The sequence below is a fragment of the Ruegeria lacuscaerulensis genome (assembly GCF_013031245.1).
GTDB lineage: Bacteria > Pseudomonadota > Alphaproteobacteria > Rhodobacterales > Rhodobacteraceae > Ruegeria > Ruegeria lacuscaerulensis_C.
Genome location: NZ_WPZL01000001.1, coordinates 342,632 through 367,940 on the forward strand (window position 1 = coordinate 342,632; position 25,309 = coordinate 367,940).

At 55.6% G+C, this 25,309-nt stretch carries 21 protein-coding genes; 10 read left to right on the top strand and 11 right to left on the bottom strand.

Going from position 1 to position 25,309, the window contains the following annotated elements:
* The 4 genes from GOX66_RS01750 to GOX66_RS01765 all read right to left on the bottom strand — a co-directional run bounded on the left by GOX66_RS01750 (position 1) and on the right by GOX66_RS01765 (position 6,822).
* Entirely contained in the window at positions 1 to 1,491 is a 1,491-nt protein-coding gene (locus GOX66_RS01750) for a sugar ABC transporter ATP-binding protein (RefSeq protein WP_170758984.1), read from the bottom strand.
* Positions 1,488 to 2,675: a substrate-binding domain-containing protein gene (locus tag GOX66_RS01755; protein ID WP_170758986.1), complete on the bottom strand. Its 1,188-nt coding sequence runs from the start codon at positions 2,673 to 2,675 to the stop codon at positions 1,488 to 1,490. The genes GOX66_RS01750 and GOX66_RS01755 overlap by 4 nt, the downstream gene beginning before the upstream one ends.
* Positions 2,676 to 3,212: 537 nt before the next feature.
* On the bottom strand, positions 3,213 to 5,609 hold the full coding sequence (locus GOX66_RS01760; RefSeq protein WP_170758988.1) for a 1-deoxy-D-xylulose-5-phosphate synthase N-terminal domain-containing protein: 2,397 nt from the start codon (positions 5,607 to 5,609) through the stop codon (positions 3,213 to 3,215).
* Positions 5,610 to 5,619: 10 nt separating this feature from the next.
* A complete protein-coding gene (locus GOX66_RS01765; RefSeq protein ID WP_170758990.1) occupies positions 5,620 to 6,822 on the bottom strand; it encodes a methionine gamma-lyase in 1,203 nt (400 codons plus the stop codon).
* A 114-nt stretch (positions 6,823 to 6,936) separates the two neighbouring features.
* Here GOX66_RS01765 and GOX66_RS01770 point away from each other — a divergent pair, with 114 nt between their 5' ends.
* Positions 6,937 to 7,395: an Lrp/AsnC ligand binding domain-containing protein gene (locus GOX66_RS01770; protein WP_170758992.1), complete on the top strand. Its 459-nt coding sequence runs from the start codon at positions 6,937 to 6,939 to the stop codon at positions 7,393 to 7,395.
* 113 nt (positions 7,396 to 7,508) lie between these two features.
* Here the strand turns inward: GOX66_RS01770 and GOX66_RS01775 are convergent, their stop codons facing one another.
* The 4 genes from GOX66_RS01775 to rpoN all read right to left on the bottom strand — a co-directional run bounded on the left by GOX66_RS01775 (position 7,509) and on the right by rpoN (position 13,221).
* On the bottom strand, positions 7,509 to 10,949 hold the full coding sequence (locus GOX66_RS01775; RefSeq protein WP_170758994.1) for a pyruvate carboxylase: 3,441 nt from the start codon (positions 10,947 to 10,949) through the stop codon (positions 7,509 to 7,511).
* A 41-nt stretch (positions 10,950 to 10,990) separates the two neighbouring features.
* The gene (locus GOX66_RS01780) at positions 10,991 to 11,557 is read right to left on the bottom strand and encodes a GNAT family N-acetyltransferase (RefSeq protein ID WP_170758996.1); all 567 of its coding nucleotides are present in this window, start codon (positions 11,555 to 11,557) and stop codon (positions 10,991 to 10,993) included.
* A gap of 8 nt (positions 11,558 to 11,565) precedes the next feature.
* Entirely contained in the window at positions 11,566 to 11,826 is a 261-nt protein-coding gene (locus tag GOX66_RS01785) for a hypothetical protein (protein WP_170758998.1), read from the bottom strand.
* A 75-nt stretch (positions 11,827 to 11,901) separates the two neighbouring features.
* The gene (gene rpoN, locus GOX66_RS01790) at positions 11,902 to 13,221 is read right to left on the bottom strand and encodes an RNA polymerase factor sigma-54 (RefSeq protein ID WP_170759000.1); all 1,320 of its coding nucleotides are present in this window, start codon (positions 13,219 to 13,221) and stop codon (positions 11,902 to 11,904) included.
* Between the two features lie 137 nt (positions 13,222 to 13,358).
* Between rpoN and GOX66_RS01795 the strand changes: the two genes are divergently transcribed.
* Positions 13,359 to 14,312, top strand: a complete 954-nt coding sequence (locus GOX66_RS01795) for a hypothetical protein (RefSeq protein ID WP_170759002.1) — start codon at positions 13,359 to 13,361, stop codon at positions 14,310 to 14,312.
* Here GOX66_RS01795 and GOX66_RS01800 read toward each other — a convergent pair.
* Genes GOX66_RS01800 through GOX66_RS01810 form a run of 3 tightly spaced genes read right to left on the bottom strand, consistent with a single transcriptional unit; the run spans position 14,309 to position 15,930 of the window.
* Positions 14,309 to 14,488 carry a hypothetical protein gene (locus tag GOX66_RS01800; protein WP_170759004.1) on the bottom strand — a complete coding sequence of 60 codons (180 nt, stop codon included), beginning with the start codon at positions 14,486 to 14,488 and terminating at the stop codon, positions 14,309 to 14,311. The two genes, GOX66_RS01795 and GOX66_RS01800, sit on opposite strands and share 4 nt — an antisense overlap.
* Before the next feature lie 30 nt (positions 14,489 to 14,518).
* A complete protein-coding gene (locus tag GOX66_RS01805) occupies positions 14,519 to 15,649 on the bottom strand; it encodes a WD40 repeat domain-containing protein (RefSeq protein ID WP_170759006.1) in 1,131 nt (376 codons plus the stop codon).
* Entirely contained in the window at positions 15,649 to 15,930 is a 282-nt protein-coding gene (locus GOX66_RS01810) for a hypothetical protein (protein ID WP_170759008.1), read from the bottom strand. Before GOX66_RS01810 ends, GOX66_RS01805 begins: the two co-directional genes overlap by 1 nt.
* A gap of 39 nt (positions 15,931 to 15,969) precedes the next feature.
* On the opposite strand from GOX66_RS01810, the gene GOX66_RS01815 reads away from it, so the two are divergent.
* The 8 genes from GOX66_RS01815 (at position 15,970) to groEL (ending at position 25,177) form a co-directional block, all read left to right on the top strand.
* On the top strand, positions 15,970 to 16,266 hold the full coding sequence (locus GOX66_RS01815; RefSeq protein WP_170759010.1) for a hypothetical protein: 297 nt from the start codon (positions 15,970 to 15,972) through the stop codon (positions 16,264 to 16,266).
* 965 nt (positions 16,267 to 17,231) lie between these two features.
* On the top strand, positions 17,232 to 18,896 hold the full coding sequence (locus tag GOX66_RS01820; RefSeq protein ID WP_170759012.1) for an aromatic/alkene/methane monooxygenase hydroxylase/oxygenase subunit alpha: 1,665 nt from the start codon (positions 17,232 to 17,234) through the stop codon (positions 18,894 to 18,896).
* Between the two features lie 85 nt (positions 18,897 to 18,981).
* Entirely contained in the window at positions 18,982 to 20,040 is a 1,059-nt protein-coding gene (locus GOX66_RS01825) for an NADH:ubiquinone reductase (Na(+)-transporting) subunit F (RefSeq protein WP_170759013.1), read from the top strand.
* Between the two features lie 51 nt (positions 20,041 to 20,091).
* On the top strand, positions 20,092 to 21,156 hold the full coding sequence (locus tag GOX66_RS01830) for an aromatic/alkene monooxygenase hydroxylase subunit beta (protein ID WP_170759015.1): 1,065 nt from the start codon (positions 20,092 to 20,094) through the stop codon (positions 21,154 to 21,156).
* A gap of 18 nt (positions 21,157 to 21,174) precedes the next feature.
* Positions 21,175 to 21,546: an MmoB/DmpM family protein gene (locus tag GOX66_RS01835; RefSeq protein WP_170759017.1), complete on the top strand. Its 372-nt coding sequence runs from the start codon at positions 21,175 to 21,177 to the stop codon at positions 21,544 to 21,546.
* A gap of 88 nt (positions 21,547 to 21,634) precedes the next feature.
* Positions 21,635 to 22,660: an amidohydrolase family protein gene (locus GOX66_RS01840; protein ID WP_170759019.1), complete on the top strand. Its 1,026-nt coding sequence runs from the start codon at positions 21,635 to 21,637 to the stop codon at positions 22,658 to 22,660.
* 4 nt (positions 22,661 to 22,664) lie between these two features.
* The gene (locus tag GOX66_RS01845; protein WP_170759021.1) at positions 22,665 to 23,468 is read left to right on the top strand and encodes an iron-sulfur cluster assembly protein; all 804 of its coding nucleotides are present in this window, start codon (positions 22,665 to 22,667) and stop codon (positions 23,466 to 23,468) included.
* A 71-nt stretch (positions 23,469 to 23,539) separates the two neighbouring features.
* Positions 23,540 to 25,177, top strand: coding sequence for a molecular chaperone GroEL (gene groEL, locus GOX66_RS01850; protein WP_170759023.1), 1,638 nt, complete (start codon positions 23,540 to 23,542; stop codon positions 25,175 to 25,177).
* Positions 25,178 to 25,309: the final 132 nt, after the last annotated feature.

A 25,309-nucleotide genomic window follows, 5' to 3' on the forward strand; every position in this document is an offset into this window, starting at 1 on the left:
TCAGGCGCCAGTTGACGTTGCCAGATGGACAATTGCTTCTTCCGCAATGTCGTCACCCTGTAGTTCACCTGAAACCTGTCCTTCTCTCATCACGATCACGCGGTCACTCATGCCGACGATTTCCTGCATTTCAGAACTGATCAGCAATATGCTCACACCGTTCTGCGCACATTCTCGGATTAGCCGGTAAATTTCGGATTTTGCGCCGATATCGACCCCGCGTGTCGGCTCATCCAGGATCAAAATCTTTTCGCTGATGTGGCGCCAGCGGGCGATCAACACTTTCTGCTGATTGCCGCCCGACAGGTTGCCAACGCGGGTGGCAGGTTGGGCACCCGCAATGGACAGCGCATCGATTTCAGATGTCGCAAGCGCCGTTTCGGCCCTAAGGTTGATTACATTCGACGAAGACAGTGATTTCAGCCGTGGCGCGCTGATGTTGGCCGCCACGCTGAGGTTCAGCATCAATCCCTGCCGCTTGCGGTCTTCAGTTAAAAAGCCGACACCTTCAGAGATCGATTTGGCTGGCGTGGGATCAAAGGGATGCCCATTAATTTCTATCGAGCCGGCGGCCGGTTTGCCCAGACCGAAAATCATTTCCGCGAGCTCGCTGCGTCCGGATCCGACCATGCCAGCGATCCCGAGAATCTCTCCGGCATTGAGTTGCAAATCCACCGATTTGACCATGCGCCGGTCCGAAAGACCGTCAATTTTCAAAACAATCCGGTCGGCAGTATTTGACTGTTTGGCGGGGTAGAGATCGGAAATCTCGCGCCCGACCATCATCGACACCAACCCGTCATGGGTCACGTCTGCAATCCCTTTGTGCCCGACAAACTGCCCATCCTTGAGCACGGTCACCTCGTCCGCAATCTCGAAAATCTCATCCAGACGGTGCGAGATATAAACAATCGCAACACCCTGTTTACGGAGTTGCGCCAGCCTGTCAAACAGCAGATCAACCTCTTGTCCGGAGATCACCGCGGTGGGCTCGTCCAGAAACAGCACCTTGACCTTGCCGATCAGCGCACGCGCGATCTCGACCATTTGCTGGTCGGCCACAGTCAGATCCCTGACCTTCTGATTAACGTCGATATGTGTGCCGAGATCGGACAAGATCGCAGCGCTGTGCCGACGCATCTGGCGCGCGTCCACCATGCCCAGCCGGGTTCGCGGCTCTTCTCCCAGAAAGATATTTTCTGCCACGGTCATATCGGGAAACAGGATCAACTCCTGATGCACCACATGTATCCCTGCTTCCCGGGCCACGCGGGCGGAATTCATTTCTTTGGGAACGCCATCCATATGCACGGTGCCAGAGTCGGGCTGAACCGCGCCGGACAACACACCTACCAATGTAGATTTCCCGGCTCCATTTTCGCCCACCAGGGCGTGAATGGAGCCGGCAGCAATCTCTATCCCGACATCATCAAGAGATTTGACGCCGGGATAGGATTTACAGATTCTTTCGCAAGAAAGAACTGAGGTCATAGTTTGGAGGCATCGAAGGTTGCAGGGTCATAATCCGGCCCAAGCCCACCAGACAAAAGGAAGTCGTTGGGTTTGTCGTCCCGGATGTAATCATCTGCCCATTGATCGGCATGAACCGACGTTGTTTCGTCCCCTTTGGTCAACGTCATCATGTTGTTGATCGAATGGATCTTGGCGACCGGAAGACCCTGAAGCGTGTTCAATGCGATCTGCACCGCTTCCCCACCCATCGCAGGCGGATAGTCGAAGTTGAACAGCGGGAACCCGTGCTCAATCGCAAGCTTCATTGGCCCGTTATAGTCGGTTGAGGTGTGTGCCGGGATCTCTCCCTGGCCATAACCCGCATCAAGGAATGCCTCGATAGAACCTGACACCTGTCCGCCGAACTGCCCAAACACGCCGTCGATCTGATCACCGTATTTCTGGATCATTGCGGCCATGACTGTCTTGCCCTTGGCCGAGCTGAAATCGCTGTAGACGCGATCCAACACAGTGATCCCCGGATATTGGTCAAAGATCTGCATGGCTGGTATGACACGATTGGTGTCAGGGCTGGCTCCGGCTGCGCCTGAAAGGATGATGACATTGCCTTGATAGTCGAGCTTTTCCACCAGCCATTGCGCCATCATCCGCCCGATCGGGGCGTCGGCTGCGGTGGCAAACGAAACGTAATTGCCCGAGGTCACCGACCGGTCGGTCATAACAACCGGAATGCCCCGGCGCATAGCGCGTGACACAACCGGATCAAGCGCGTCAGAGGTGTTGGCGGACACGATTAACAGGTCCACACCCTGTGAAATCAGATCTTCGACGTCTGACACCTGCTTGGCGTCATTGTGGTTTGCATCCGTTACGATGAAATCGCTGACCAGATCCTTGTTCCGGGCAACTGCGGCCTGCATTGAATGCAGCATCACAACGCGCCATGTATCCCCCAAACCAGCATTCGAAAACCCGATCTTGTATGGTCCATCCTTTTTGTATTGCGTTGTGTCGGTGAATTCGATGTCGTTTGGCGACCACAGGTTCGGTCTGGGAATCCCGCCATAGCCGGTTTTTGCGCAACTGGCCTCTGAGTCGGCCATAACGGCTCCTCCACCGGCGGCGGTCGCAATAAGCGCTCCGACACCTGTAGCGGCCGTACTCTTGAAGAAATCTCGCCTGCTTTGACGTGTGGTTGACATATCAGTCCTCCCCTAGGTTCGAATCTGATTTGATCTTATCCACGCACCCCAAACTCCGAAGCGCCGAATGGTTATGCTTGGCATCTCGGATCGCGATGGCTGTTACAAAAGCTGCTGGTCTTGCGAATACAGCAATATACGCTGTCATCTCTGCAGTCGTGCCAACGTCTATTGGCCCCAAAACAAGGGGTAGCGCAAATGTGTTTCCAGTCGCCGGAAATTGATTGTCCGACCGGACAAAGTGAGAAACATTTCTTCGCAAAAAGCGAACAGTTGCCATTAGATCGCTTGCAGCGGATTGGTACTTTGTCCGCTCCTCGATAGTCGATCCTGGTTGCAGCTAAAGGGCTGTTCGAGTTTTGCGCTTCAGATTGGCTTTCAATGACCGCTCTGGCGACATCGGCTGCAATGCAGCGATGAGCGTGCCGCACCTGCAAGCGAATGCTGCGTCAGCAAACACACAAAAGCGCAACGGCGGCAAAGTCCGCGTAGCCGCCATTCGCCGCGGCAGGGTCGAATGACGGCTTTGGTGCGAAGTTAGTTGTCGGCCGAGCGCGCCAAGCTACCGGGGCTCACATGCTTCCCAACCGTCAATCCGTTTACCATTTTGACAATAGCATCGGCGTCGATGCCGTGATGGCGGTAGAGGTCGCCAATCGTGCCGGTTTGGCCGAAATGTTCGACACCCATCGGGATGGTCTGATGGCCAACAACAGAGCCAAGCCAGGACAGCGTCGCCGGGTGACCATCTATGACGGTGATGACACTGCAATGGGGCGGAAGATCACCCATCAGGGTCCCGATGTGAGACTGCGCAGACTTATTCCCGCGAGACCGGGCACGTTGGGCTGCGGTCCAGCCTGCGTTGAGCCGATCGGCCGAGGTCACGGCCAGCACACCGACGTCCTTGCGCCCCTCTCCGATCATCCCGGCCGCTTCGATCGCCTCGGGGGCGACGGCGCCCTGATAGGCGATGACGATCTCGCAGTTCGGTCCGGGTTTACGCAACCAATAAGCCCCGTCAATGGCCCCTTGTTTGAACGCGTTGTCATGACGCTTGCCGGGTTGCTCGATCGGATTGGTGGTCAGGCGCAGATACACTGAACCTCCTGTTTCGTCGCGCAACCATGTGCGCTCGCATGGATCGCCCTCTCCATCGCGTTGGAGATAGTCGAAGGCCCATTTCATGATCACCGCAAGCTCATCTGCAAAGGCAGGCTCGAACGAGGCAAGCCCGTCCTGGCTCATCCCGATCAGAGGCGAGCCGACCGATTGGTGTGCTCCGCCTTCCGGGGCCAGCGTGACGCCAGAGGGGGTGCCCACCAGAATGAATCGGGCGTCCTGGTAGCAAGCGTAGTTTAGCGCATCGAGGCCGCGCGCCACGAAGGGATCATAGACGGTGCCGATGGGGATAAGCCGCTTGCCGAAGATCGAATGCGACAGGCCAGCGGCGCCCAGAAGCAGCATCAGGTTCATTTCGGCGATGCCCAGCTCGATATGCTGTCCTTCCGGCGTGAATTCCCATTTGGCAGTCGACGGAATGCGGTGTTCGATAAAGACGTCGGCCTGTTCGGAACGGGCGAAAAGCTTGCGCCGGTTCACCCAAGGACCAAGGTTGGTGGTCCCCGTTACATCAGGGGACGCGGTGACAATCCGGGCAGCCAGATCACTGTCCCCTTTAGAGAGATCGTCGAGGATCTTGCCAAAGGCCATCTGGGTCGAGGTCTCACGGGAGGTATCAATGTCGATGTCGGGCACGGCAAGCTTGTCATCGTTGTACCGCCGGATGCCTTTGGCAAAAAAGGGAACCTTAGACAGGAAATCACGCAGTGCGGCGGGGTATTCGACCGTGGCCAGAGGTTCCCACTCATCGCCCGTTGCAACGCCCATGTGCTGTTGCCAGGCAGCGAACTGCGTGTTGTTCATCAGCCCCCCATGATTGTCCTTGTGGCCTGCAATGGGCGTACCCCAGCCTTTCACCGTATAGGCCAGGAAGCAGGTGGGTCGGTCGTGATCGATGGCGTCGAAGGTTTCCGCCATGGTCTGGACGCAGTTACCGCCGAGGTTTTCCATCAGGGCTGCCAGTTCGTCGTCGCTGTGTCTGTCGATTAGGGCAGAGACATCACCCTGGTCTCCAAGATCATCCATTAACCTCTTGCGCCAGACTGCTCCGCCCATAAACGTAAGTGCCGAGTATTCCTGATTTGGGCAGGCGTCGATCCAGTCGCGCAGTTTGTGTCCGCCCGGCTTCTCAAAGGCCGCGCGCTGCAATGCGCCGTGCTTCACCCGCACCACGTCCCATCCGAAAGCATCGAAAATCATTTCGATTCGTTCAAACAGCCCCTCGCGCACGATCCCGTCCAGCGACTGCCGGTTGTAGTCGATGATCCACCACGTGTTGCGCAGGTCGTTTTTCCAGCCTTCCTGCAGGGCCTCGTAGATGTTGCCCTCATCCAGTTCGGCATCGCCCACCAGCGCAACCATGCGCCCCATCGGGGCATCGCTTCCCCAGCTTTTGGCCTTGATGTAATCTTGGATGATCGAGGCGAACGACGTAATCGCGACACCAAGGCCCACCGAGCCGGTGGAGAAATCCACGTCGTCGATATCTTTGGTCCGGCTGGGATAGGACTGCACCCCGCCAAAGCCTCGGAAGTTCTCCATCTTTTCGCGTGTCTGGTTGCCCATCAGGTATTGCATCGCGTGAAAGATCGGTGATGCATGAGGCTTGACGGCCACACGGTCCTCAGGCTTCAGGGCCGAGAAATACAGCGCCGTCATGATTGACACCATTGAAGCCGACGAAGCCTGATGCCCACCGATCTTGATCCCGTCCACCTTGGGCCGAACATGATTGGCGTGGTGAATCATCCAGTGTGACAGCCACAAAAGCCGTTGCTCGATGGTCTTAAGGTGGGCAATATCGGTGGGCATGAGAGGCTCCTTACTCGGCGGCGTTATGCATAGGTTGAGGCAGTGCTTGATCAAGGTCGGCTATGATGTCATCGACATCCTCCAACCCAACCGACAAGCGGATCAGCCCGTCGGTGATGTCATGTTCGGCGCGTTCTTCGGGCGTATAGGTCGAATGGGTCATCGAGGCCGGATGCTGGACCAGCGTTTCGGCATCGCCCAAGGACACGGCTCGCTGGATCATATTCAGGTTGTTCATGAACCGAACACCACCTGCCATGCCACCGTCGACTTCGAAGGCGATCATCGCGCCGGACTTGGACATCTGGCGCGTCGAAAGTTCGTGTTGGGCAAAACTTTCCAGCCCGGGAAAGTGTACGGCCCGGACTGACGGGTGTTCCTGAAGATGGTCGGCCACAATTCGAGCCGAAGCGCAATGACGCTCCATACGCAGGGCCAGAGTTTTCAACCCGCGCAGGATCAGCATCGCATTGAACGGCGCCATGACCGCGCCGGTCATGTCCTTCATGCCAACAAGCCGGATCTCGGCGATCTGTTCTGCCGCTCCGACAACCAAGCCGGCAACCACGTCGCCATGTCCACCGAGATACTTGGTCGCGGAATGCAGCACGATGTCGGCACCCAGTTCAATGGGTCGTGTCAGGAAGGGCGTGGCATAGGTATTGTCGACGACCACCTGCGCCCCGGCTTCATGCGCGATCTTGGCGGTGGCGGCAATGTCCACCAATCTCATATTCGGGTTGGCCGGGGTTTCGAAATAGACGACCCGGGTCCGCTCCGAGATCACCGCGCGCAGGTTCTCCGGGTCAGTCATATCTACATGGGTGATTGTCACCCCCCATTTCGCCAGCCCATGTTGCATGAAGGCGAAGGTGCAGCCGTAAAGCGTCTTGTCCACGATCACCTCGTCGCCGGGTGACAGTAGAGTCCACAGCACCGCAGTGATCGCCCCCATACCTGACGACAAGGCCAACCCGGCTTCAGCCCCTTCAAGCGTGGAGATGCGCTGTTCCAGCAGGTCACAGGTCGGGTTTGAGATGCGGCTGTAAATATGCCCCTGACGTTCACCGGCGAACATCTCGCCCCCGGCCTCTGTTGTCTCAAACGCAAAGGTCGATGTCAGATGTAGGGGCGGTGTTAGCGCGCCTTCGTTCTGCTGAGGATCATAGGCGTGGTGGATGGCGCGGGTGGCGAAGCCTTTGGATGAATTCATGGCAACCTCTCTCATGTTGTTTGAGGCAGGATGCGATGTATTGGCAGGGGGGAGATTGCGAATTATGCTGCGTATTAAATGAATTTTAGCATTATCTGCCAACAAGGGGGCGAAGTGGACGCCAAAGACCGACAGATCATACGCGCCCTGCAGGCAAATGGGCGCATGACTAATCAGGACCTCGCCGCCGAAGTCAACCTGTCGCCGTCGCCCTGCCTGCGCCGTTTGCGCAACCTCGAAGACAGCGGCACGCTCCGGGGTTACAGTGCCGAGGTGGACGCGAAGGCCTATGGTCTGCCGATCACGGTCTTCGTGCGTGTCCGGCTGGAACGGCACAATGAAGACGATGTCCGGCGATTCGAGAGCCGCATTCATGCGATTGATGAAGTGCTTGAGTGCCATGTCCTTACCGGTGCTTCAGATTATCAGTTGCGTGTGGTGGTGCCCGGGCTGGATGCCTATGAGGATTTCATCCGCCATCGCATTCATCCCATCGGAGGTATTGCCTCAATCGATACCAGTTTCGTTTATTCTACCGTGAAGAAAACCAACGTGTTTCCAGCAATCGACTGACCGCCCCCGTAGCGGAGGCCCTAGCCGCGCCCAGTAAGTCGCTACCTATGGCCGTCACAAAAGTCTGCGACAACTTCATCATTGAGCACAGCACTAGAAGAGGGCGCGCCAATTTAGAATTCCAGTTCGACGAGCAGGTCTTTGGCGTCGATCTGGCCTCCGGGCTGGACGTGGACGGCTTTGACCGTGGCGTCGCGTTCGGCGTGGATGCCGGTTTCCATTTTCATCGCTTCGATGGTCAGCAGCAGATCGCCCTCGTGCACCTCCTGACCAGTGGTCACGGCAACGGTGGCAACAACCCCGGGCATGGGCGCACCGATGTGATTGGAGTTGCCGATCTCGGCCTTTGGTCGTTGCGCGGTCGACGCCTTGACCAGACGGTTGGGCACGCGGATCACACGGGGTTGGCCGTTGAGTTCAAAGAAGACGCGAACTTCGCCGTTTTCGTCGGTCTCACCGATGGCCTGACATCGGATTTCCAGCGTCTTGCCCGGATCGATTTCGGCGGTGATCTCTTCTCCCGGCTCCATGCCGTAGAAAAAGGTGCGCGTCGGCAGGGTGCGAACGGGACCGTAGGTGCGGTGGCGGCCCATGTAATCCAGGAACACCTTGGGGTACATCAGATAGCCGTTCAGGTCCTCGTCATCGACCTCTTTGCCCTCAAGCTGTTTGGACAGATCGGCGCGGGCAGCTTCCAGATCAACCGCTTCGACATATTTGCCGGGGCGTTCGGTGTTGGGGGCTTCGTCCTTGAGCACCTTTTGGATGATCGCGTCAGGGAAACCGCCCGGAGGCTGGCCCAGATTGCCGCGCATCATGTCGATAACGGAATCGGGGAAGGCCACGTCTGTGCCCGGGTTTTCCACATCATCGCGGGTCAGGTTCTGGCTGACCATCATCAGCGCCATGTCACCGACCACTTTCGACGACGGTGTCACCTTGACGATGTCACCGAACATCTGGTTCACATCGGCGTACATCTGCGCGACCTCGTGCCAGCGCTCTTCCAGCCCCAGAGAACGCGCCTGCGCCTTGAGGTTGGTGAACTGGCCACCGGGCATCTCGTGCAGATAGACCTCGGAGGCCGGGGCCTGCAGACTGGATTCAAAGGCCGCATATTGGCCGCGGACCGCCTCGAAGTAATCGCTGATCTCGCGGATCGCTTTGATGTCCAGCCCGGTATCGCGCTCGGTGTGGCGCAGCGCCTCGACCACGGTGCCCAGCGTTGCCTGAGACGTGTTGCCCGAGAAGCTGTCCATGGCGCAATCCACCGCGTCTACACCGGCCTCGGAGGCGGCAAGAATGGTGGCGCTGGCAATACCCGCAGTATCGTGGGTGTGGAAGTGGATCGGTAACCCAACCTCTTCTTTCAACGCACGGATCAGGATTCGGGCCGAGGCCGGTTTCAGCAGGCCCGCCATGTCCTTCAGGCCCAGCACATGCGCGCCCGCGTCACGCAATTCCTTGGCCATGCCGACATAGTATTTCAGGTCATATTTGGCGCGATCCGGATCGAGGATATCGCCGGTATAGCAGACGGTGCCTTCGCAGATCTTGCCGTTTTCAACAACTGCATCCATCGCGACGCGCATATTCTCGACCCAGTTCAACGAGTCGAACACGCGGAACACGTCGATATTCTGCGATGCCTGCCGCACGAACTCCTGCACCACATTGTCGGGATAATTGGTGTAGCCAACCCCGTTCGCGCCACGCAGCAGCATCTGGGTCATCAGGTTCGGCATCGTTTCGCGCAGGTCGCGCAGGCGCTGCCACGGGCATTCCTGCAGGAATCGATAGGCCACATCAAAGGTGGCGCCCCCCCAACATTCAACGCTGAACAACTGCGGCAGGTTGGCCGCATAGCTCGGTGCCACCTTGATCATGTCGATCGAGCGCATTCGGGTCGCCAGCAGCGACTGGTGCCCGTCGCGCATGGTGGTGTCGGTGATCAGCAGCTGACGTTGGGCTTTCATCCAGTCGGCTACGGCCTGCGGACCCTTTTGCTCCAGCAGGTTGCGGGTGCCCATTTGCGGCTCAGCCTTGGGCGCGGGGGGCTTGGCCTCTTTCAGGTCGGCGCGCGGCTCGGGGCGATCCTTGGTTTCGGGGTGACCGTTGACAGAGATATCTGCAATGTAGGTCAAAACCTTGGTGCCCCGGTCGCGGCGTTTCTTGAACTGGAACAGGTCCGGCGTGTCGTCAATGAACTTGGTGGTGTATTCATTCGACAGGAATATCGGGTGCTTTAGCAGGTTTTCTACAAAGGCGATATTGGTTGACACGCCACGCACACGGAATTCACGCAGCGCACGGTCCATCCGGGCAATCGCCTTCTCGGGCGTTGGGGCCCAGGCAGTGACCTTGGTCAGCAGCGAGTCATAAAACCGCGTAATCACCCCGCCCGCATAGGCGGTGCCGCCATCCAGACGGATGCCCATGCCCGTGGCCGAGCGATAGGCGGTGATGCGGCCATAGTCGGGGATGAAGTTGTTCAGCGGGTCCTCGGTCGTCACGCGGGTCTGCAGTGCGTGGCCGTTTAGGCGGATATCATCCTGGCTGGCTTTGCCGGTAGCCTCGGCCAGCGTCTTGCCCTCGGCGATCAGGATCTGAGCCTGAACGATGTCGATGCCGGTGACTTCTTCGGTGACGGTGTGTTCCACCTGCACGCGCGGGTTGACCTCGATGAAGTAGAACTTACCGGTGTTCATATCCATCAGGAACTCGACCGTGCCCGCGCATTCGTAGTTCACATGGGCGCAGATACGACGACCCAGTTCACAAATCTCGGCGCGCTGCTCTTCCGTCAGATACGGGGCAGGGGCGCGTTCCACGACCTTCTGATTGCGACGCTGGACCGAGCAGTCGCGCTCATACAGGTGATAAATCTCACCATGCTTGTCGCCGAGGATCTGAACCTCAACGTGACGGGCGCGGGTGATCATCTTTTCCAGATAACCCTCGCCATTGCCAAAGGCCGCCTCGGCTTCGCGGCGGCCTTCCAGAACTTTCTCTTCCAGTTCATCCTCGGACAGGATCGGACGCATACCGCGCCCGCCGCCGCCCCAACTGGCTTTCAGCATCAGCGGATAGCCAATTTCGGCGGCCTCTTTCTTGATCGCCGCCATGTCATCGCCCAGAACCTCGGTCGCCGGGATAACTGGAACGTCCGCCGCAATCGCCACTTTCCGAGCGCTGGCCTTGTCCCCCAACGCGCGCATGGTCTCGGCCTTGGGTCCGATGAAGGTGATGCCGTTCTGAACGCAGGCATCGACAAAGTCCGGGTTTTCGGACAGCAACCCGTAACCGGGGTGGATCGCGTCGGCACCACATTCCTTGGCCACGCGGATGATCTCGTCAATCGACAGGTAGGCGGCAACCGCCCCCATTCCCTCGCCAATGCGATACGCCTCATCCGCCTTGAAGCGATGCAAGCCCAGCTTGTCTTCCTCGGCAAATACAGCAACGGTCTGTTTGCCCATCTCATTGGCTGCGCGCATCACGCGTATGGCAATCTCGCCGCGATTGGCGATCAGGATCTTGTTAAAGTCAGTCATGGCAGGTCCCGGTCATTTAGGTGTGGCATCCAATAAGCGGATCAGCAGGGTGGGTGCGAGGCGTATTGCAAACAGGCGGACCCTGTTGACAATCCCCCGGATTGCTTTCGCGACAGGCGGAATCGCCTGAATTCCATCGCTTTGCCATGGGCGAATGAGAAGCGTTTGAAAGGCGCGGAGGTTTCCTCGAAACTGGCATCAAGCAGTAGAAGAATGGAGACGGTGTTGTGCGCCAAACAACAGGCTTCTACGTGTTGTACGCCCATTGGCAACTGTTCCAGAAAACAACGCACAGCCCATCTGCCTATGCCTTTACCTTGCATATCGCGGCGCAGCCAGAAAGACAGTTCGGTTCCTAGGCTGACAATGCCGATCACCTCGTCACCGATGCAAATTGCGCGAGCGATTACATCCGCATCGGCTAGAAAGCGGGTATATTCCTGTAGCGAGGTATGATCGATGGGTATCGGCAAAGCCGCGAGCCACTGCAGCAGACCTCGATCTCGGAGTGCATTGCGAATGGCCGTTGCATCCGAGCGCCGGTAGGGGCGCAAAAATGCCTTGCCGACACAGGTATCAGGGGCGCTGGAAGAGCCTTTTCTGGTCATGGGCAAGATCATAGGTGATGCCCTGCGTTGGGTCGCGTGTCGATCGGGCATCCATCGGGGGACGCAACAAAGAAGGTAGAGGCCGTCAGCGTGCCGCTGTTATCGATCAGCGCCAGTTTGAACGCGGATTCCGGATCAAACAAGCACGCGAAATCGGAACCGTCGAAATCCAGACGTTTCGCCGCGAAAAGGTCAAAGGCCGTTGTGCGGAAGTCTACTGGCCGGTTTTCACCCCGAACGCGGAAAATGTGGTGTACGGCATTGGCCATTCTGGTCTTTCCCTGGTTTGCCTCATCGGTGATCGATACGCTGGTGTATCTGTTTTCTCGGTATCTGTGGGTGTTTCAGTCGGGCGAACGCTGCTGCAAGAGAAGCATCGACAGTTCTGCGTGTTTTCGGCGCAAAGCCGGCGCACTCAATCCGATCGACTGGCGATATTTGGTGACAGTTCGTCTGGAAAGGTCCAATCCGGCCTCGCTCAGAATTCGGAAAATCTCAGTATCGCTGAGAGGAGCGCGCTTGTCTTCGCGCGCAATTGCCTTTCGGATTATCTGAAGCGCAACATGCTTTGTTCGGGGTTGCCCGCGATACATGACCGGTGCGCAAAACAGGGATCTCAACGCAATGTTCCCTTGTGGACATTGTAGCATGAGCCCGGTCAGGATGCGGCTTACCGTTGCTTCGCTGACACCTATATCATCCGCTACTTCGCTCATGCGCATTGGGCGCAGGGCGGCGTATCCTTTGGTCGGGAAATCTCGCTGCCGCACAAAAATTGCCTTGATTACGGCCAAAGTGGTCGAGCTTCGCAGGTCGAGGGCAGCCTTGAACGATTTTGCGGAATTCACCAGCTCGCCCAGCTGTGATGAATGGGAAAGGTCATCGCCGCTCTGCGACATTGGCGACAGGGTGAGGCGAACTCTGGGAAAGCTGGACCTGTTGAGCTCAATTAACAGTTCGCGGTCAACGATAGTTAGGATGGCGTCACAGTCCCGCAAAAGTGCTTCATCATATTGAAACCTCGTTCCGGGCTTTGGGTCCATCCGCCGGATGTGTTGCAAGCAGCGTGCCACATCGCGTGGGTCCGCATGCAAGCGTTTTGCCAACTTTTGGAGGTCAAACTCCAAAAGGTCATCTAAATGCGTGATCAACTGATCCATCAGATCATCCAGCAGTCCGCGATCGATCGCCTGAAGCCTCAGGCAGTCGCGCAAATCCCGCGCAAACAAGCCAGCCGGCTCGAGGGTTTGAAGATGGTGCAATACGCGCTCACATTGCGCCTCGTCATATCCGGCATTGCGAGCAACCGCTTTGACGGGTTTTCCCAGCCAGCCGCTTGGTTCGATTTCCGCCAGTAACGCCAGCGCGATTTCCACTTCTGCCTTTGAGCTCAAGATAAGCGGGAGTTGCTCGGACACATGATGATAAAGGCTTACGCGGGTATCACATGACACCTCGGGGCCTTCCTGGAAATCGCACGGCGGGCAAAAGGTTCCAAGGTCATGGGTCGCCCGATCGGCGGAGACAAACGGGTTGCTATCAATCATCTCTGACAAGTGATCAAGCATATCCGCCTTGGACATGCGCATCACGTCGAAGGCCTGAATCATTGACCGGTTCAACGCGCGTGTCTGACTTGGTTTTGGCGTAAGGATCAATCCCATTGGTCCGTCCTTCGCAACGTTCCTTCTGATTGTTGCAGACGCGGATCAGGCGACATCAAACGCGGCCAGGCAATAGTGTCTTGTCGCACGAGCGATCGTTGATACATTGGCGTCGGCAAAGAAAGAAAACCACCGTCATGCAGATTGACACTAGACAAGACAAACCGATTTCTTTCGAACGGAGTTATCCTGGCATCTCGCCGCAACTTATGGCCCGAACCCGCCAATTGTGGTCGGCGAAAGGTTTGGATCTCGACGAAATCTGGAACAAAACGATCGTTCGGTTTCGCGGTTTCCAAAGCGGCAGAAACTGGGTGCATGACGGTGATAGCGGACCGATCGACAACTTTTTTATGTTCGACCAGGCGGTAATGTGGGTTGCGTCTTTGCACGCAAGTGCCACTGCAGCTGAGAACGTTGCGGAGACCGGGCTCAGCGCGCCGCAGTGGGCGGCGCTGCGTGCGTTGACGTTTCGAATGATCGAGCAGTTGGACGCGATCCGGCTGCTGTTTCTGACCGATCTTCCGACGCCTTCGATGCAAATCGCCCGCTCTCTTTCCGAGGACGTGGACATGGCATTGGCCTTTGTGTCCCGGCCCAAGCTTGCGAAGCGGTTTGTCGAGTGTGGAACAATAGAAGAAGCCAACGAATTCTGGCGGCGTCATATCGCCGGCGGCCGCGCCTATAAGGCCGTGAGTGAACAGCTCTATCGGGCTGGATTGGAACTGAACCAGAGCGAAGAATACTGTAACTGGCGCCGTCAAGTTCAAACGATCCTGAGCGCAGCCGTGCATACATCGTATCGTTCGCCCGCAGCGTACCGAGAACCGACTGCGCCCGGACGGTTTAGCGAAACCGGAGATTGCCTTTATTTCGTGACGCTTCGTTTGCAAGAGATGTGTGCCTATTCTCATGGTCTTTGCGCAGAGTTTTCCGAGGATCTGTCGACTATCAGTAGGAAGGGCCCGAATGACGCTGAAGACGGTTTGCAAAGACTGACGCCTGCGATCTCACAGATCACGATGGATCAGTTGCGGTGGACCTTGGATTCCGGATCCACCGACCTAATGTCTGCCGACCTCGGGTGTTAGTGTTTGATTTCTTCCTGCGGCCCGATCTGGTTCTTTGCGATCCATTGAGCCGCCATGACCAACGCCCCCATGGCAAAGTCTTTGCCATGCTCGTCGATCATTTCTTCGGCGATTTTGGATAGCTGCGCAAAGTAGCGATCTTTGCTCTGTTCTTCGGGTGTGAGTTTGTTGTCCATCGTACATCCCCTTTTCTTTGCTTGGTGGAACTATTTGAACATCTGCGCAGGAAACGTGACCATCGCGGCCTTGCCCGAGGCGAACCCGATGGCGAGGTGCTCTCCGGTTTTTGACCAGCTCAGACTGTTGACTGATGTGTCGCGCTCATGATGAAGCATCATGTCCTGTGACGTGCCGATACGCGCCAGCGTCACCAGTCCGCTGGCATAGCCGGTGGCGACGATGTTTCGCTCGGGGTGTGCTGCGATCGAATTCAGCACGACAAATCCGGGTTTGCCGGTCGTAAGCGGAGTGCCGGGTTTGTCATCGACCGGCAGATCGCTCATGTCCCATCCTGCCAACCGGTAGGCACCCGAAGTCACCAAAGCATTGCCGGCTTCGCTGAATGCGACGTCGCGGACCGGGTTTGGATAGCCCTCGACGCACTGAACCGAGCGCTGAGCAATGTCTATGATGTAGAACCTGTTTTCTGCCGAAGCGCAGACCAGGTGGTGGCCGGATTTCTGCCAGACGAGGCCTGTTATGTCGCCAGGACAGGAAATGACAGTTGGTGTGTCGTTGGGGGCGGTGAGCGGAACGATGCTCAGAGCGCCCGCCCCCCAAGCGGCGGTCGTCCGGCCATCTGCCGCCACGGTCAGACACGAAATCGGGTGGTCAAGCTTGAACTCGGCCTGCACGACCATTTCAGCCGGGTCGACAAGTTCGAGTACATTTCCTCGTGCAATCGCCAGCAGGTCGCCGAGCTGACTGGCAGAAATTGCTGTAACCGGCTTTGGCTGTGGTTGCAGCTTACGCACGATCTGGCCGCCCGCCGTGATCTGCTGGACGGCTCCGTCCATATCAATGGCAGCAAAGCCCTGTGTCCCAAACCGAACGACAGGCAGATCGGTTCGTACAGCGATGTCGGGGGTTAAAAGTGGCGCGACCGGATTCTCGCGCGGGCGTATAGTCGTGCGACCAGTGTCCAACTCCAGACGCGTGCGGACTTTTGGACTTTCTGCATCTTTTGTCGATGCCAGCGCGACCTTGCCCGCCGAGTGTATGAAGATCGCCGCGGTATCATCGTTATTGAATGCGATTTGAGTGACTTCGCCATTGAGTGTCCATTCTCTTGCCAAAAGGCTAAAAAGAGATAATCCGGAAGCGCTATTTTCAGCCATCAACTTTCCTCCAGTTTCGCCAATGATTCGAGTTTTTCGTCTATACCGGCAACGTCTCTTTCAAGAGAAGCTATTCGTCTCTGACTGTTTTCCAATTCGAATTCGAATTGAGAATTGGTGCTTTCCATTTCAATGGAATCTGGATTCTTCGCCAAAAGAATTTCGACCCCGGATCTGCGCTGAAGAAGCCGCAAGAACCTTGTGTTTTCTTGGGAAAGTTGACTGACGATATGTGTTCTCTTCCGAAAGAGTTCGGCGGTTTTTTCTGATTGACCGGACATCTAATTACCTTCTATCGCTTGTTCGTTCAGAATCGAATTATGAAAAACAGAAGGCAAAATGAAATGGGAGAAATTGCAACAAAGAAGTTCTTTGAGACCTTGAACGCAGTTAGTTTGGATATCTTGGGGCCGGAAAGCGCTATTGTTGATGCAACGCGCAGGGCGCTGAATGATCCCGCGCCGGAAAACCTTGTTATGGTGCAAGAGGCACTTATGGATGCCAGTGAAGACCAAAGAGAGGCCATTATGCGCAAGGTGCATTCGCAATTGCGAAACAATATCGAGGCGATTTGGGATCAGTTGCCTTATGCAAATATAGCAGCTCGTCCAAATTGATGGACTTATGCTAAACGCATACACTTTCCGGGTGCTCATTTTTGATAACGCACGTTCCATGCAATACCTGTCTGATCGCATACGGCATACCGTACATGGGTTCGTTTGAGGCCCATTGTGAAAGCACTTGGGGAGCTCGTTTTCCTATCGGCTGAGTTTTTGTCCCAATCGATTTTCGTCGATCAAATTACCATCAATACCATGCGTGACAAAGATCAAATCTTGACATTACGCATCATAGATTCATCTTTTTTTTGCGAATTATGAAAAACCAGTTTCGTATCGTTACACATGTAAAATCGGATGGTTTCATAACTTTACAGTTCAGAAAAACGAAAAGATCTCGGTGCGCATAATGCGAATCATTTTGCGCTCAAAAACTGTGCATCTCAATCCGGTGCAAACAGCTACTGCCCAACATGCCGACTTTTGTCCTGATCCAACCCCAGTCGGGTATGTCGAACACATTCCCAAAGTGTAAACATGGCGTAACAAGTGTAACGAGCGTAAAGAACCTTTACGACTTTGATACATATTGGATTTGAGAAGAAATCGCCCTGACATTGGCGGAATGAAAAACCAATAAGGAAATCCAAATTTATTTCTGTTTAATTTTAACGAGTTAATTGAAACTTTCGTCAAAATTTCAATAATTGCAACGCCCCGTGCCCGATTTGGCACGGCGCTTGCATGTACTCCCTTATAACGCCGCGTTTCCGAAATTTGGAAACCACCAAGAACGAAGGAACAGAGAGGTTCCATTTGCAATACCGATGCCAGTTCGCCCGAGCAACGTACGGCAGCAAGCAAATGGTCATACTACCTAAAACCTTTGCCGTGATCCGACTGGCCGGGTCTTTCAAGCGCATTTCGATGTGCTTGCGGAACCTGGGCCTATCAACTGGCAGCAAGCTGCTGCCTCCAACCGACCGTGCAAACGGTCAGAGCTGAAGGAGGCTCATGGCATGGCGATTACGCTAAATAAGATTACCTCCCAACGGGGGATTTCGGTGGGGGAAGCCACCAAGAAAATCTCTGATTTGGGCTGGAATCCAACATACGTTCAGGAAGCGAATACCTTTCCGACCGACTACAAGATAACCAAAGCCCCGCGCGACCCGATGAAGCAGGTCCTACGCTCCTACTTCCCGATGGAAGAGGAAAAGGACAACCGTGTATACGGTGCCTTGGATGCGGCACTGCGGGGCGACATGTTCCGTAATGTCGAGCCGCGCTGGATTGAATGGATGAAGCTGTTTCTGGCCATCATCCCTTTCCCGGAAATCTCGGCGGCGCGCTCTATGGCTATGGTTGCCCGTCTTGCGCCGGGTGAAGACCTGCGTACCGGCTTTACCATGCAGATGGTCGATGAATTCCGTCACTCCACAATTCAGATGAACCTGAAGAAGTGGTACATGGAAAACTACATCGACCCGGCCGGGTTCGACATTACCGAAGAAGCATTCGGTAAGTGCTATGCGACGACCATTGGCCGCCAGTTCGGTGAAGGATTCATCACTGGCGATACAATGACCGCCGCGTGTATGTATCTGACGGTTGTTGCCGAGACGGCGTTCACCAACACATTGTTCGTTGCGATGCCGTCAGAGGCAGCACGAAATGGGGACTACGCTCTGCCGACCGTGTTCCTGTCGGTGCAGTCGGACGAAAGCCGCCACATCGGTAACGGCCACTCGCTGCTTATGGCTGCGCTGAAAGAGCCCGATAACCACCAGTTGCTGGAACGCGACCTGCGTTACGCCTTCTGGCAGAACCACGCCATCGTCGATGCGGCCATTGGTACGTTCATCGAATACGGCACCACCAACCGTGACAAGGAGAAAGAATCCTACGCGGAAATGTGGCACCGGTGGATCTTTGAAGACTACTACCGCACCTACATGCTGCCGCTCGAAAAGTATGGCGTCAAAGTTCATCACGACGATGTGCAAGAGGCCTGGAAGCGGATCACTGAGAAGAACTATGTCCACAAGGTCGCCCAGTTCTTTGCAGTCGGCTGGCCGGTGAACTTCTGGCGGATTGAAGCTCAGACCGAGAAAGACTTTGAATGGTTTGAGCACAAGTATCCGGGTTGGTACGCCGAATTTGGCGATTTCTGGAAGTGGTATGCGAAGCTCAGCGTTCCCGGTCAGAAGGTGATCACCTTCAACGAAGAGGTCGGCTATGTCTATCCGCATCGTTGCTGGTCTTGCCTGGTGCCATGTCTGATCCGTGAGGACATCGTTGTTGATGAGATTGACGGCGAACTGCACACCTTTGCGCATGAGCTTGATCGCTGGACCGCCGTAGAAGCGTTCTCGGATGAATACCAGGGCCGTCCGACACCGGCCATGGGCAAGTTCTCGGGCAAGCGTGAATGGGAAACCGTCTATGACGGCTGGGATCTGGCTGACGCCATTCAGGATCTCAACTTTGTCCGCGAAGACGGCAAAACCCTGGTGCCGCAGCCGCATCTGCGCTTCGACAACAAGGACATGTGGACGCTTGACGATGTGCGCGGCAACACGCTGGGCTCGCCGCTCAAAGCTCTGCGTGGAATGTCCGCGTCCGAACGCGAAGCGCATCTGGCGGACTACCGCGCCGGCTTCACGATCACACCGTTCAATTAAACGCAACTACCGCGGGGGCCAAACGGCCCCTGCATCCCGCAATTCGAAGCCGCAAAGAGGTTTCGAACCACAGGAGACACGAGAAATGAGTGACGTATACAACGTCCGACTTGAGCCGGTTGGCGTGGAGTTTGAGGTCGAAGAAGAGGAAACCATCCTCGACGCCGCATTCCGCCAGGGCATCGCGCTGCCGCACGGTTGCAAGGAAGGACAGTGTTCAGCCTGCAAATGTGTTCAACTGGATGGTGAGACCGAAATGTTGAAGTATTCAACCTTCGCTCTCAATGATTTCGAAAAGGACGGCGGTCATATCCTTATGTGCCGGGCGCTGGCTTACAGCGATGTCGAAATCGAACTCCTGAACTTTGATGAAGAGGTTTTGTCGAAATCCATTCCGGTCAAAGAATTTGATGGCCGCATTGTCGATTTCCAAAAGCTAACCCACGACATTCGCGGTGTGGATATTGAAATTGATGCACCGCTTAAATTTTGGGCGGGGCAATATGTCGACATCACGGTCACCACCGAAAAAGGGGAGGAGATTACACGTTCGTTCTCCATGGCAAATACGCCGAGCGAAGCCCAAAAACTCTCCTTCATCATCAAAAAGTACCCGGACGGAAGATTCTCAAACGAACTCGACGCCGGGGGGATCAAAAAAGGCGCAACGGTCAAAATCAGCGGGCCCTACGGAATGTGCTTCCGGCGAGAAGACCGAGAAGGACCAGTAATTCTGGTGGGTGCCGGATCCGGAATGTCGCCCGTCTGGTCGATCCTGAATGACCAGATCGGTAGTGGAGAAGATCGTCCGATCTACTTCTTCTACGGTGCGCGAACACAAGATGACCTGTTCAAGCTGGGCGAAATCTCTGACCTGACAGGCTCCAACGGCAATGTCCGGTTCATTCCGGTCCTGAGCCACGCAGATGAAGACACATCCTGGGACGGAGAACGCGGTTTTGTACATGAGGCCGTCGACCGGTTCCTGAAGGAACTGGATGCGGACGGCGAGGGCGATGTCTATGCCTGTGGACCGCCCCCAATGATCGACGCGCTGACGCCCGTTCTGTTCATGAACGACTTCGATGCAGATCGGATTTTCTACGACAAGTTCACACCGACTTCTGGTTCATCGGCTCACTGATGCTGGGCTGATCACTAGTCATGTGAATGAAACCAACCAAGGGAGGCTACAATGGTAGCTACATCAAGTTCTGTCGGTTCTGGGGCCGCAGGTGCCGCAACATTCGTCGGATCCACAAGCCGCAAATACAACTACTTTGAACCCCGGGGAAAACGGGCTACCCACTACGAAGACGTTACCGTCGACGTTCAACCTGATCCCGAACGCTATCTGATCCAGAACTGGATCATCGAGTTTGAGGGCGGCAAAGGTGGGGGTGCTTACCAAAAGGACAACACCGCGGCTCTGAGCTCCAACTGGCATGCGTTCCGTGCGCCGGATCAGGAATGGGAGCGGACCCATTATCAACGGCAGTCCAAAATCTGTTCGATGGTAAAAGCGGTCATCGACAATGCCCGCAAGGCAGGCGCCCATACCGCCTTCGACAAGACCTGGGAACGAATTCTACAGACCCATCTGGGTGCGTGGAAACACGCCGAGTTTGGTCTTGGCACGTCGTTGATGCAGGCGCAGCGCTATGGCTACACGCAGATGATCAACAACGCGACGCTGACCAATTCGTCCTACAAGATGCGCTTGTGTCAGGACATCACGCTGTACCTGGCCGAGATCGGAATGGACATCGACGGTTGGAATGACGAACTGGGCAAAAAAGCGTGGTTGGAAGACCAGATCTGGCAGCCTTGCCGCGAAGCCATCGAAACGATCATGGGGTCCGAGGATTATCTTGAGCAGTACTTTGCGATCAACCTGATCTTTGAACCGCTGGTTGGCGAACTCGTACGGTCCGGTTTCTTCATGCAAGCTGCCGCCGCAAACAACGACTTCATTACACCGCCGGTTATCTCGGCCGCCGAAGCGGACTATGAGAGGAACCTCGCGAACGCAATTGATCTGGTCTACTTGCTGGCCAATGACGAAGAACATTCTGCCCATAACAAGGCGTTGTTCCAGTCTTGGATCAAGAAGCATGGTGATCTTGCTGACAAAGCTGCCAAGGCGCTGCAGCCGATCTGGTCGCAGCCTCATTCCAAGCCGGTTTCATTCGAAGACGTCAAAGCTGTTTCCCATGAGCGGGTCAGCCAGATCCTCACCGAACTCGGCCTGAGCCGCTAATCAACAGGAGTTAAGCCAATGTCAAACGTAGCACGCGACGCATCGCAAGGTAACATATTCAAATCCATGAAGGATATTGAATTCAAGCAGACCATCTCGGACCAATGCGGCGTGACGATGAATGACTCGGTCGAGGCGCGCGCCATCGCTGAGTACATGAACGAAGATCCCAACGTCACGGTCACCCACAATCCGGCAACGATCCGGGTAGATGGCCGTGGAAAACTGATCTTCAAGATGGACGAAATCAGCGAGTTCCTGGGCCGGGAAATGACCGCTGAAATCTTCGAGGTGAACACGTCCACGCACTACGGACGTATGGTGCGCGTCGATGATAACACCGTCGTTCTGTTCGGAAACATGGACGACGTTTTTGAGTACATCGAATAACCGGACCGAGGTTCAGGCCCGTGCAAGGCTCGGGCCTGAACCCCTCTAGATCGTGATCTGAACTTTCGGAATACCCCAGGAGGAACAAATGTTTAAAACCAAGGATGGCAAAGAGATTTTTGTGGTTGACGGTCACACCCATTTTTGGGACGGCAGTCCGGAAAATCAAAGCAATGTTCACGGCAAACAGTTTATCGACTGTTTCTATGCCTATCACACCAACCTAAGCCCGCCAGAGCAGCTTTGGGAAAAGGGACGCTTCGAGAAATACTCGGAAGATGACGTGTATCGCGATCTCTTCGTGGACGGACCTGATGATGTCGCCATCATCCAGTCGACATACCTGCGGGACTTCTACAAAAACGGATTTTCCAGCATCGAGCGCAGCACATCAATGGCAGCGCGCCACCCGGAACGCTTTATCGTGAACGGATCGTTCGATCCGCGCGATGGCGAGAAGGCACTGGAATACATCCACTACATGAAAGAGAATTTCGACATTCAGGGCGTGAAAATGTACACAGCCGAATGGAATGGTGAAAGCAAAGGTTGGGCGCTGAACGATCCCGCAGCCTACAAGTGCTTCGAGCTCTGCGACAAGCTGGGTATCAAGAACATTCACGTCCACAAGGGCCCTACCATCATACCGCTCAGCAAGGATGCGTTTGATGTCCATGACGTTGACCACGCAGCAACCGATTTCCAGAATCTGAACTGGATCATCGAGCATTGCGGTCTGCCTCGCCTGGATGATTTCTGCTGGATCGCGACTCAGGAAACTAATGTTTACGGCGGTTTGGCGGTTGCGCTTCCCTTTATCTTCTCGCGCCCGCGCTACTTTGGTGAGGTTATCGCCGAGCTGTTGTGGTGGGTCGGAGAGGACAAGCTTCTGTTCGGTTCGGACTATGCAATCTGGACCCCGCAGTGGCTGGTTGAGCAGTTCTGGGACTATCAGATTCCGGAAGACATTTCCGCCGAACGTGGCGGTGTGCAACTGACAGATGAGATCAAGGAGAAGATCCTCGGTCTGAACGCGGCGAAGCTTTACAACATCGATGTTGAGGCAAAGAAAAAGCAACTCAGCGCCGCCCCTGTCCAGATAGCAGCGGAATGATCCGATGACTTTGGAGATGCTTAAAGACGAACTGGAACTCGAAATCTGGCAGCAGCTGGATCTTGTGACTGACCCAGAGTTGGACGAGCCCATCACAGAGATGGGATTTGTGGAACTCGTTGAAGTCGATTTGGATTCAAAAGTGGTGGAAGTTGAGTTTAGGCTTCCGACTTATTGGTGTTCTCCAAATTTTGCCTTTCTCATGGCGTTCGACATTCGCCATGAGATTGGCAGGCTGAAATGGGTTCAGGGTGTCAAAGTCACCTTGAACGACCACTGTTTCGCTGACCGTGTCAACGAAGGCGTCAACGGTGAAAAAGACTTCAACGAAGTATTCCGGGAGTATTGCAACGGCGAAGAGTTGAGCGCCGTTCGAAACAAGTTTCTGGAAAAGGCTTTCATCCGCCGTCAAGAGACGGTCTTGCTCGCCTTGGAAGAGCGTGGCTTTTCCAGTGAAAAGATTGTCGAAATGACGTTGGAGAAGTTGGATTCGATCCGCTTCGACAGCGGTGAAGAAGAAAAGCAGAAACCGCGATATCGTTCGTTGTTGGTGTCCAGGGGACTGGCCAAGACAGCAAGCGATCGGGCTTTTGTGACCTGGGATGGTGAGCGGCTGACATCCAGCGGCCTGCGGGAATACCTCGGCAAGCTGCGTGGCGTTCGGATCAACATGGAGTTCAACGGCGCATTGTGCCGTGGGCTGCAATCCACCCGGTACAAGGAAGTTGAGATTGGCGAAGATGGACCAACACTGGTCGACTTCATCCATAACCGGGTTCCACCGAGAAGGGCCGAAACGCACAGCTAAGAGTACACCGCATCTCGCAACCGAATACAGCAAACAAGTCATCGACACGCGAGCGATGGCAAGGAGAAGTTATGGCTAAACTACTGATACACAACGGAACTGCCCGGCAAGCTTTGGCCAAAGGTGTTTCGAAACTGGCCGCGGCGGTAGAGCCGACGTTGGGACCCAAAGGTCTGAATGCAATGATTGACCGACCAGTTGGTACGCCGCTGGTCACACGCGATGGGGTTTCGATTGCGTCGGAAATCGAACTGTCTGATCGGTTCGAAAACATGGGCGCACAAGTGGTGCGGGAAGTTTCGATGCAGACGAATGAAGTTGCAGGCGACGGCACCACAACGGCGATCGTTCTGGCCAATGCACTGATCCAGAAAGGGGTCGAAATTACAGCCAGCGGTGTCAAGCCGGTCGACCTATGCAAAGGCATCGATCTGGCCGTTGAAAAGATCATAGACGGTCTCGATCAATCGTCCCGGTCTTGTGACGACAACCCGGCCTATCTCGAAGCTGTAGCGCGGGTGTCGGCGACTGACCCCGAGCTCGGCTCACTGGTTGCCGAAGCGTTCAAGCGCGTCGGCAAAGAGGGTGTCATAACTGCAGATTTCGCCGTTACTATCGACACGACGCTCGAGGTTGTCGAAGGCATGTCCTTTGATCGCGGATACATTTCGCATCATATGGTGACGGATCAGGACAACATGGAGGCGGTGCTCGACAACCCTCTGATCCTGATGACGGATCACAAGATCCTGCGTCCAGAAATACTGGATAACGCGCGCGCAATTTCAGATCAGCAAAACCGCCCGCTATTGATTTTGGCGGAAGAAATTGCACCAGAAGTCGTAATTGCGCTGATGGACGGGGGCGGTGCAGGCAAATACCTGATTGTCCACCCTCCTGAATACGGCCACTGGCGCGCCGCCATGATGGATGATCTGGCGATCATGACCGGTGGCGAAGTTCTGGCGCGTGATCTTGGAAAGAAAATCGAAAACGTTACGCTGACCCAACTGGGGGGCGCTCAGAAGGTCAAAGTCAGCTCGTCGATGACCAGCGTATTGCGGGGCGAGGGCGACCCGGCAGCGATCCGTGCCAGACGGGCCCAGGTTCAGCGTCAACATGATGTTGCACCACCGAACATCGAGCAGGACAAGTTACGCGAAAGGGTTTCAAAGCTATCCGGTGGGACGGCGGTTATCTATGCGGGCGGATTTACCCCGGTCGAACAGAAACGCAAGATTCAGCTGATCGAAGACTCGCTAAGCGCAGTTCGCGCTGCTTCTGAGGATGGCGTTGTCGCTGGGGGTGGTACAGCGCTGGCACAAATTGGTGCGGTTCTGGATGACATCGTTTCGGCAAACGAAGGCGACGTCAAAAAAGGGGTGGAACTTGTTCGTTCTGTCTTGACCCAGCCGGTGCAAAGGATTGCCAGCAATGCGGGTGCAGACCCAGTTGCGGTTGTAGCTTCGGTCACGTCAGCTCAGCAGGGCCATGGCTACGATGCCTCAGCCGGTGAGTTCCGTGATATGTACGACGCCGGTATTATCGATCCGGTGCGCGTGACCGCGAGCGCATTGGTGAATGCGACGTCTGTCGCGACCCTCATCCTGACAACCGAAACTCTGGTCGGTGATCTTTCCGAAGGAGAGGCCGATCCAACCGAAGGTCCCGCCCTCGGCGGTGGTGCCGAGTTGTTGGGCCGTCCGTAACTAAAATCCGGCGCCGGCAGGAAAATAGCCGGCTCCAATCTATGAAAGGGATCAAAAATGAAAGCGGCACGGTTATACGAATACGATCCGGAAATGAACGTTCAGCTGAAGATCGAAGAGGTTTCGGCACCA

Excerpts from the sequence above, each read along its gene's own strand:
- GOX66_RS01750 (WP_170758984.1), bottom strand. The coding sequence starts at position 1,491 with ATGACCTCAGTTCTTTCTTGCGAAAGAATCTGTAAATCCTATCCCGGC.
- GOX66_RS01755 (WP_170758986.1), bottom strand. The coding sequence starts at position 2,675 with ATGTCAACCACACGTCAAAGCAGGCGAGATTTCTTCAAGAGTACGGCC.
- GOX66_RS01760 (WP_170758988.1), bottom strand. The coding sequence starts at position 5,609 with ATGCCCACCGATATTGCCCACCTTAAGACCATCGAGCAACGGCTTTTG.
- GOX66_RS01765 (WP_170758990.1), bottom strand. The coding sequence starts at position 6,822 with ATGAATTCATCCAAAGGCTTCGCCACCCGCGCCATCCACCACGCCTAT.
- GOX66_RS01775 (WP_170758994.1), bottom strand. The coding sequence starts at position 10,949 with ATGACTGACTTTAACAAGATCCTGATCGCCAATCGCGGCGAGATTGCC.
- GOX66_RS01780 (WP_170758996.1), bottom strand. The coding sequence starts at position 11,557 with ATGACCAGAAAAGGCTCTTCCAGCGCCCCTGATACCTGTGTCGGCAAG.
- GOX66_RS01785 (WP_170758998.1), bottom strand. The coding sequence starts at position 11,826 with ATGGCCAATGCCGTACACCACATTTTCCGCGTTCGGGGTGAAAACCGG.
- rpoN (WP_170759000.1), bottom strand. The coding sequence starts at position 13,221 with ATGGGATTGATCCTTACGCCAAAACCAAGTCAGACACGCGCGTTGAAC.
- GOX66_RS01795 (WP_170759002.1), top strand. The coding sequence starts at position 13,359 with ATGCAGATTGACACTAGACAAGACAAACCGATTTCTTTCGAACGGAGT.
- GOX66_RS01800 (WP_170759004.1), bottom strand. The coding sequence starts at position 14,488 with ATGGACAACAAACTCACACCCGAAGAACAGAGCAAAGATCGCTACTTT.
- GOX66_RS01805 (WP_170759006.1), bottom strand. The coding sequence starts at position 15,649 with ATGGCTGAAAATAGCGCTTCCGGATTATCTCTTTTTAGCCTTTTGGCA.
- GOX66_RS01810 (WP_170759008.1), bottom strand. The coding sequence starts at position 15,930 with ATGTCCGGTCAATCAGAAAAAACCGCCGAACTCTTTCGGAAGAGAACA.
- GOX66_RS01815 (WP_170759010.1), top strand. The coding sequence starts at position 15,970 with ATGAAAAACAGAAGGCAAAATGAAATGGGAGAAATTGCAACAAAGAAG.
- GOX66_RS01820 (WP_170759012.1), top strand. The coding sequence starts at position 17,232 with ATGGCGATTACGCTAAATAAGATTACCTCCCAACGGGGGATTTCGGTG.
- GOX66_RS01825 (WP_170759013.1), top strand. The coding sequence starts at position 18,982 with ATGAGTGACGTATACAACGTCCGACTTGAGCCGGTTGGCGTGGAGTTT.
- GOX66_RS01830 (WP_170759015.1), top strand. The coding sequence starts at position 20,092 with ATGGTAGCTACATCAAGTTCTGTCGGTTCTGGGGCCGCAGGTGCCGCA.
- GOX66_RS01835 (WP_170759017.1), top strand. The coding sequence starts at position 21,175 with ATGTCAAACGTAGCACGCGACGCATCGCAAGGTAACATATTCAAATCC.
- GOX66_RS01840 (WP_170759019.1), top strand. The coding sequence starts at position 21,635 with ATGTTTAAAACCAAGGATGGCAAAGAGATTTTTGTGGTTGACGGTCAC.
- GOX66_RS01845 (WP_170759021.1), top strand. The coding sequence starts at position 22,665 with ATGACTTTGGAGATGCTTAAAGACGAACTGGAACTCGAAATCTGGCAG.
- groEL (WP_170759023.1), top strand. The coding sequence starts at position 23,540 with ATGGCTAAACTACTGATACACAACGGAACTGCCCGGCAAGCTTTGGCC.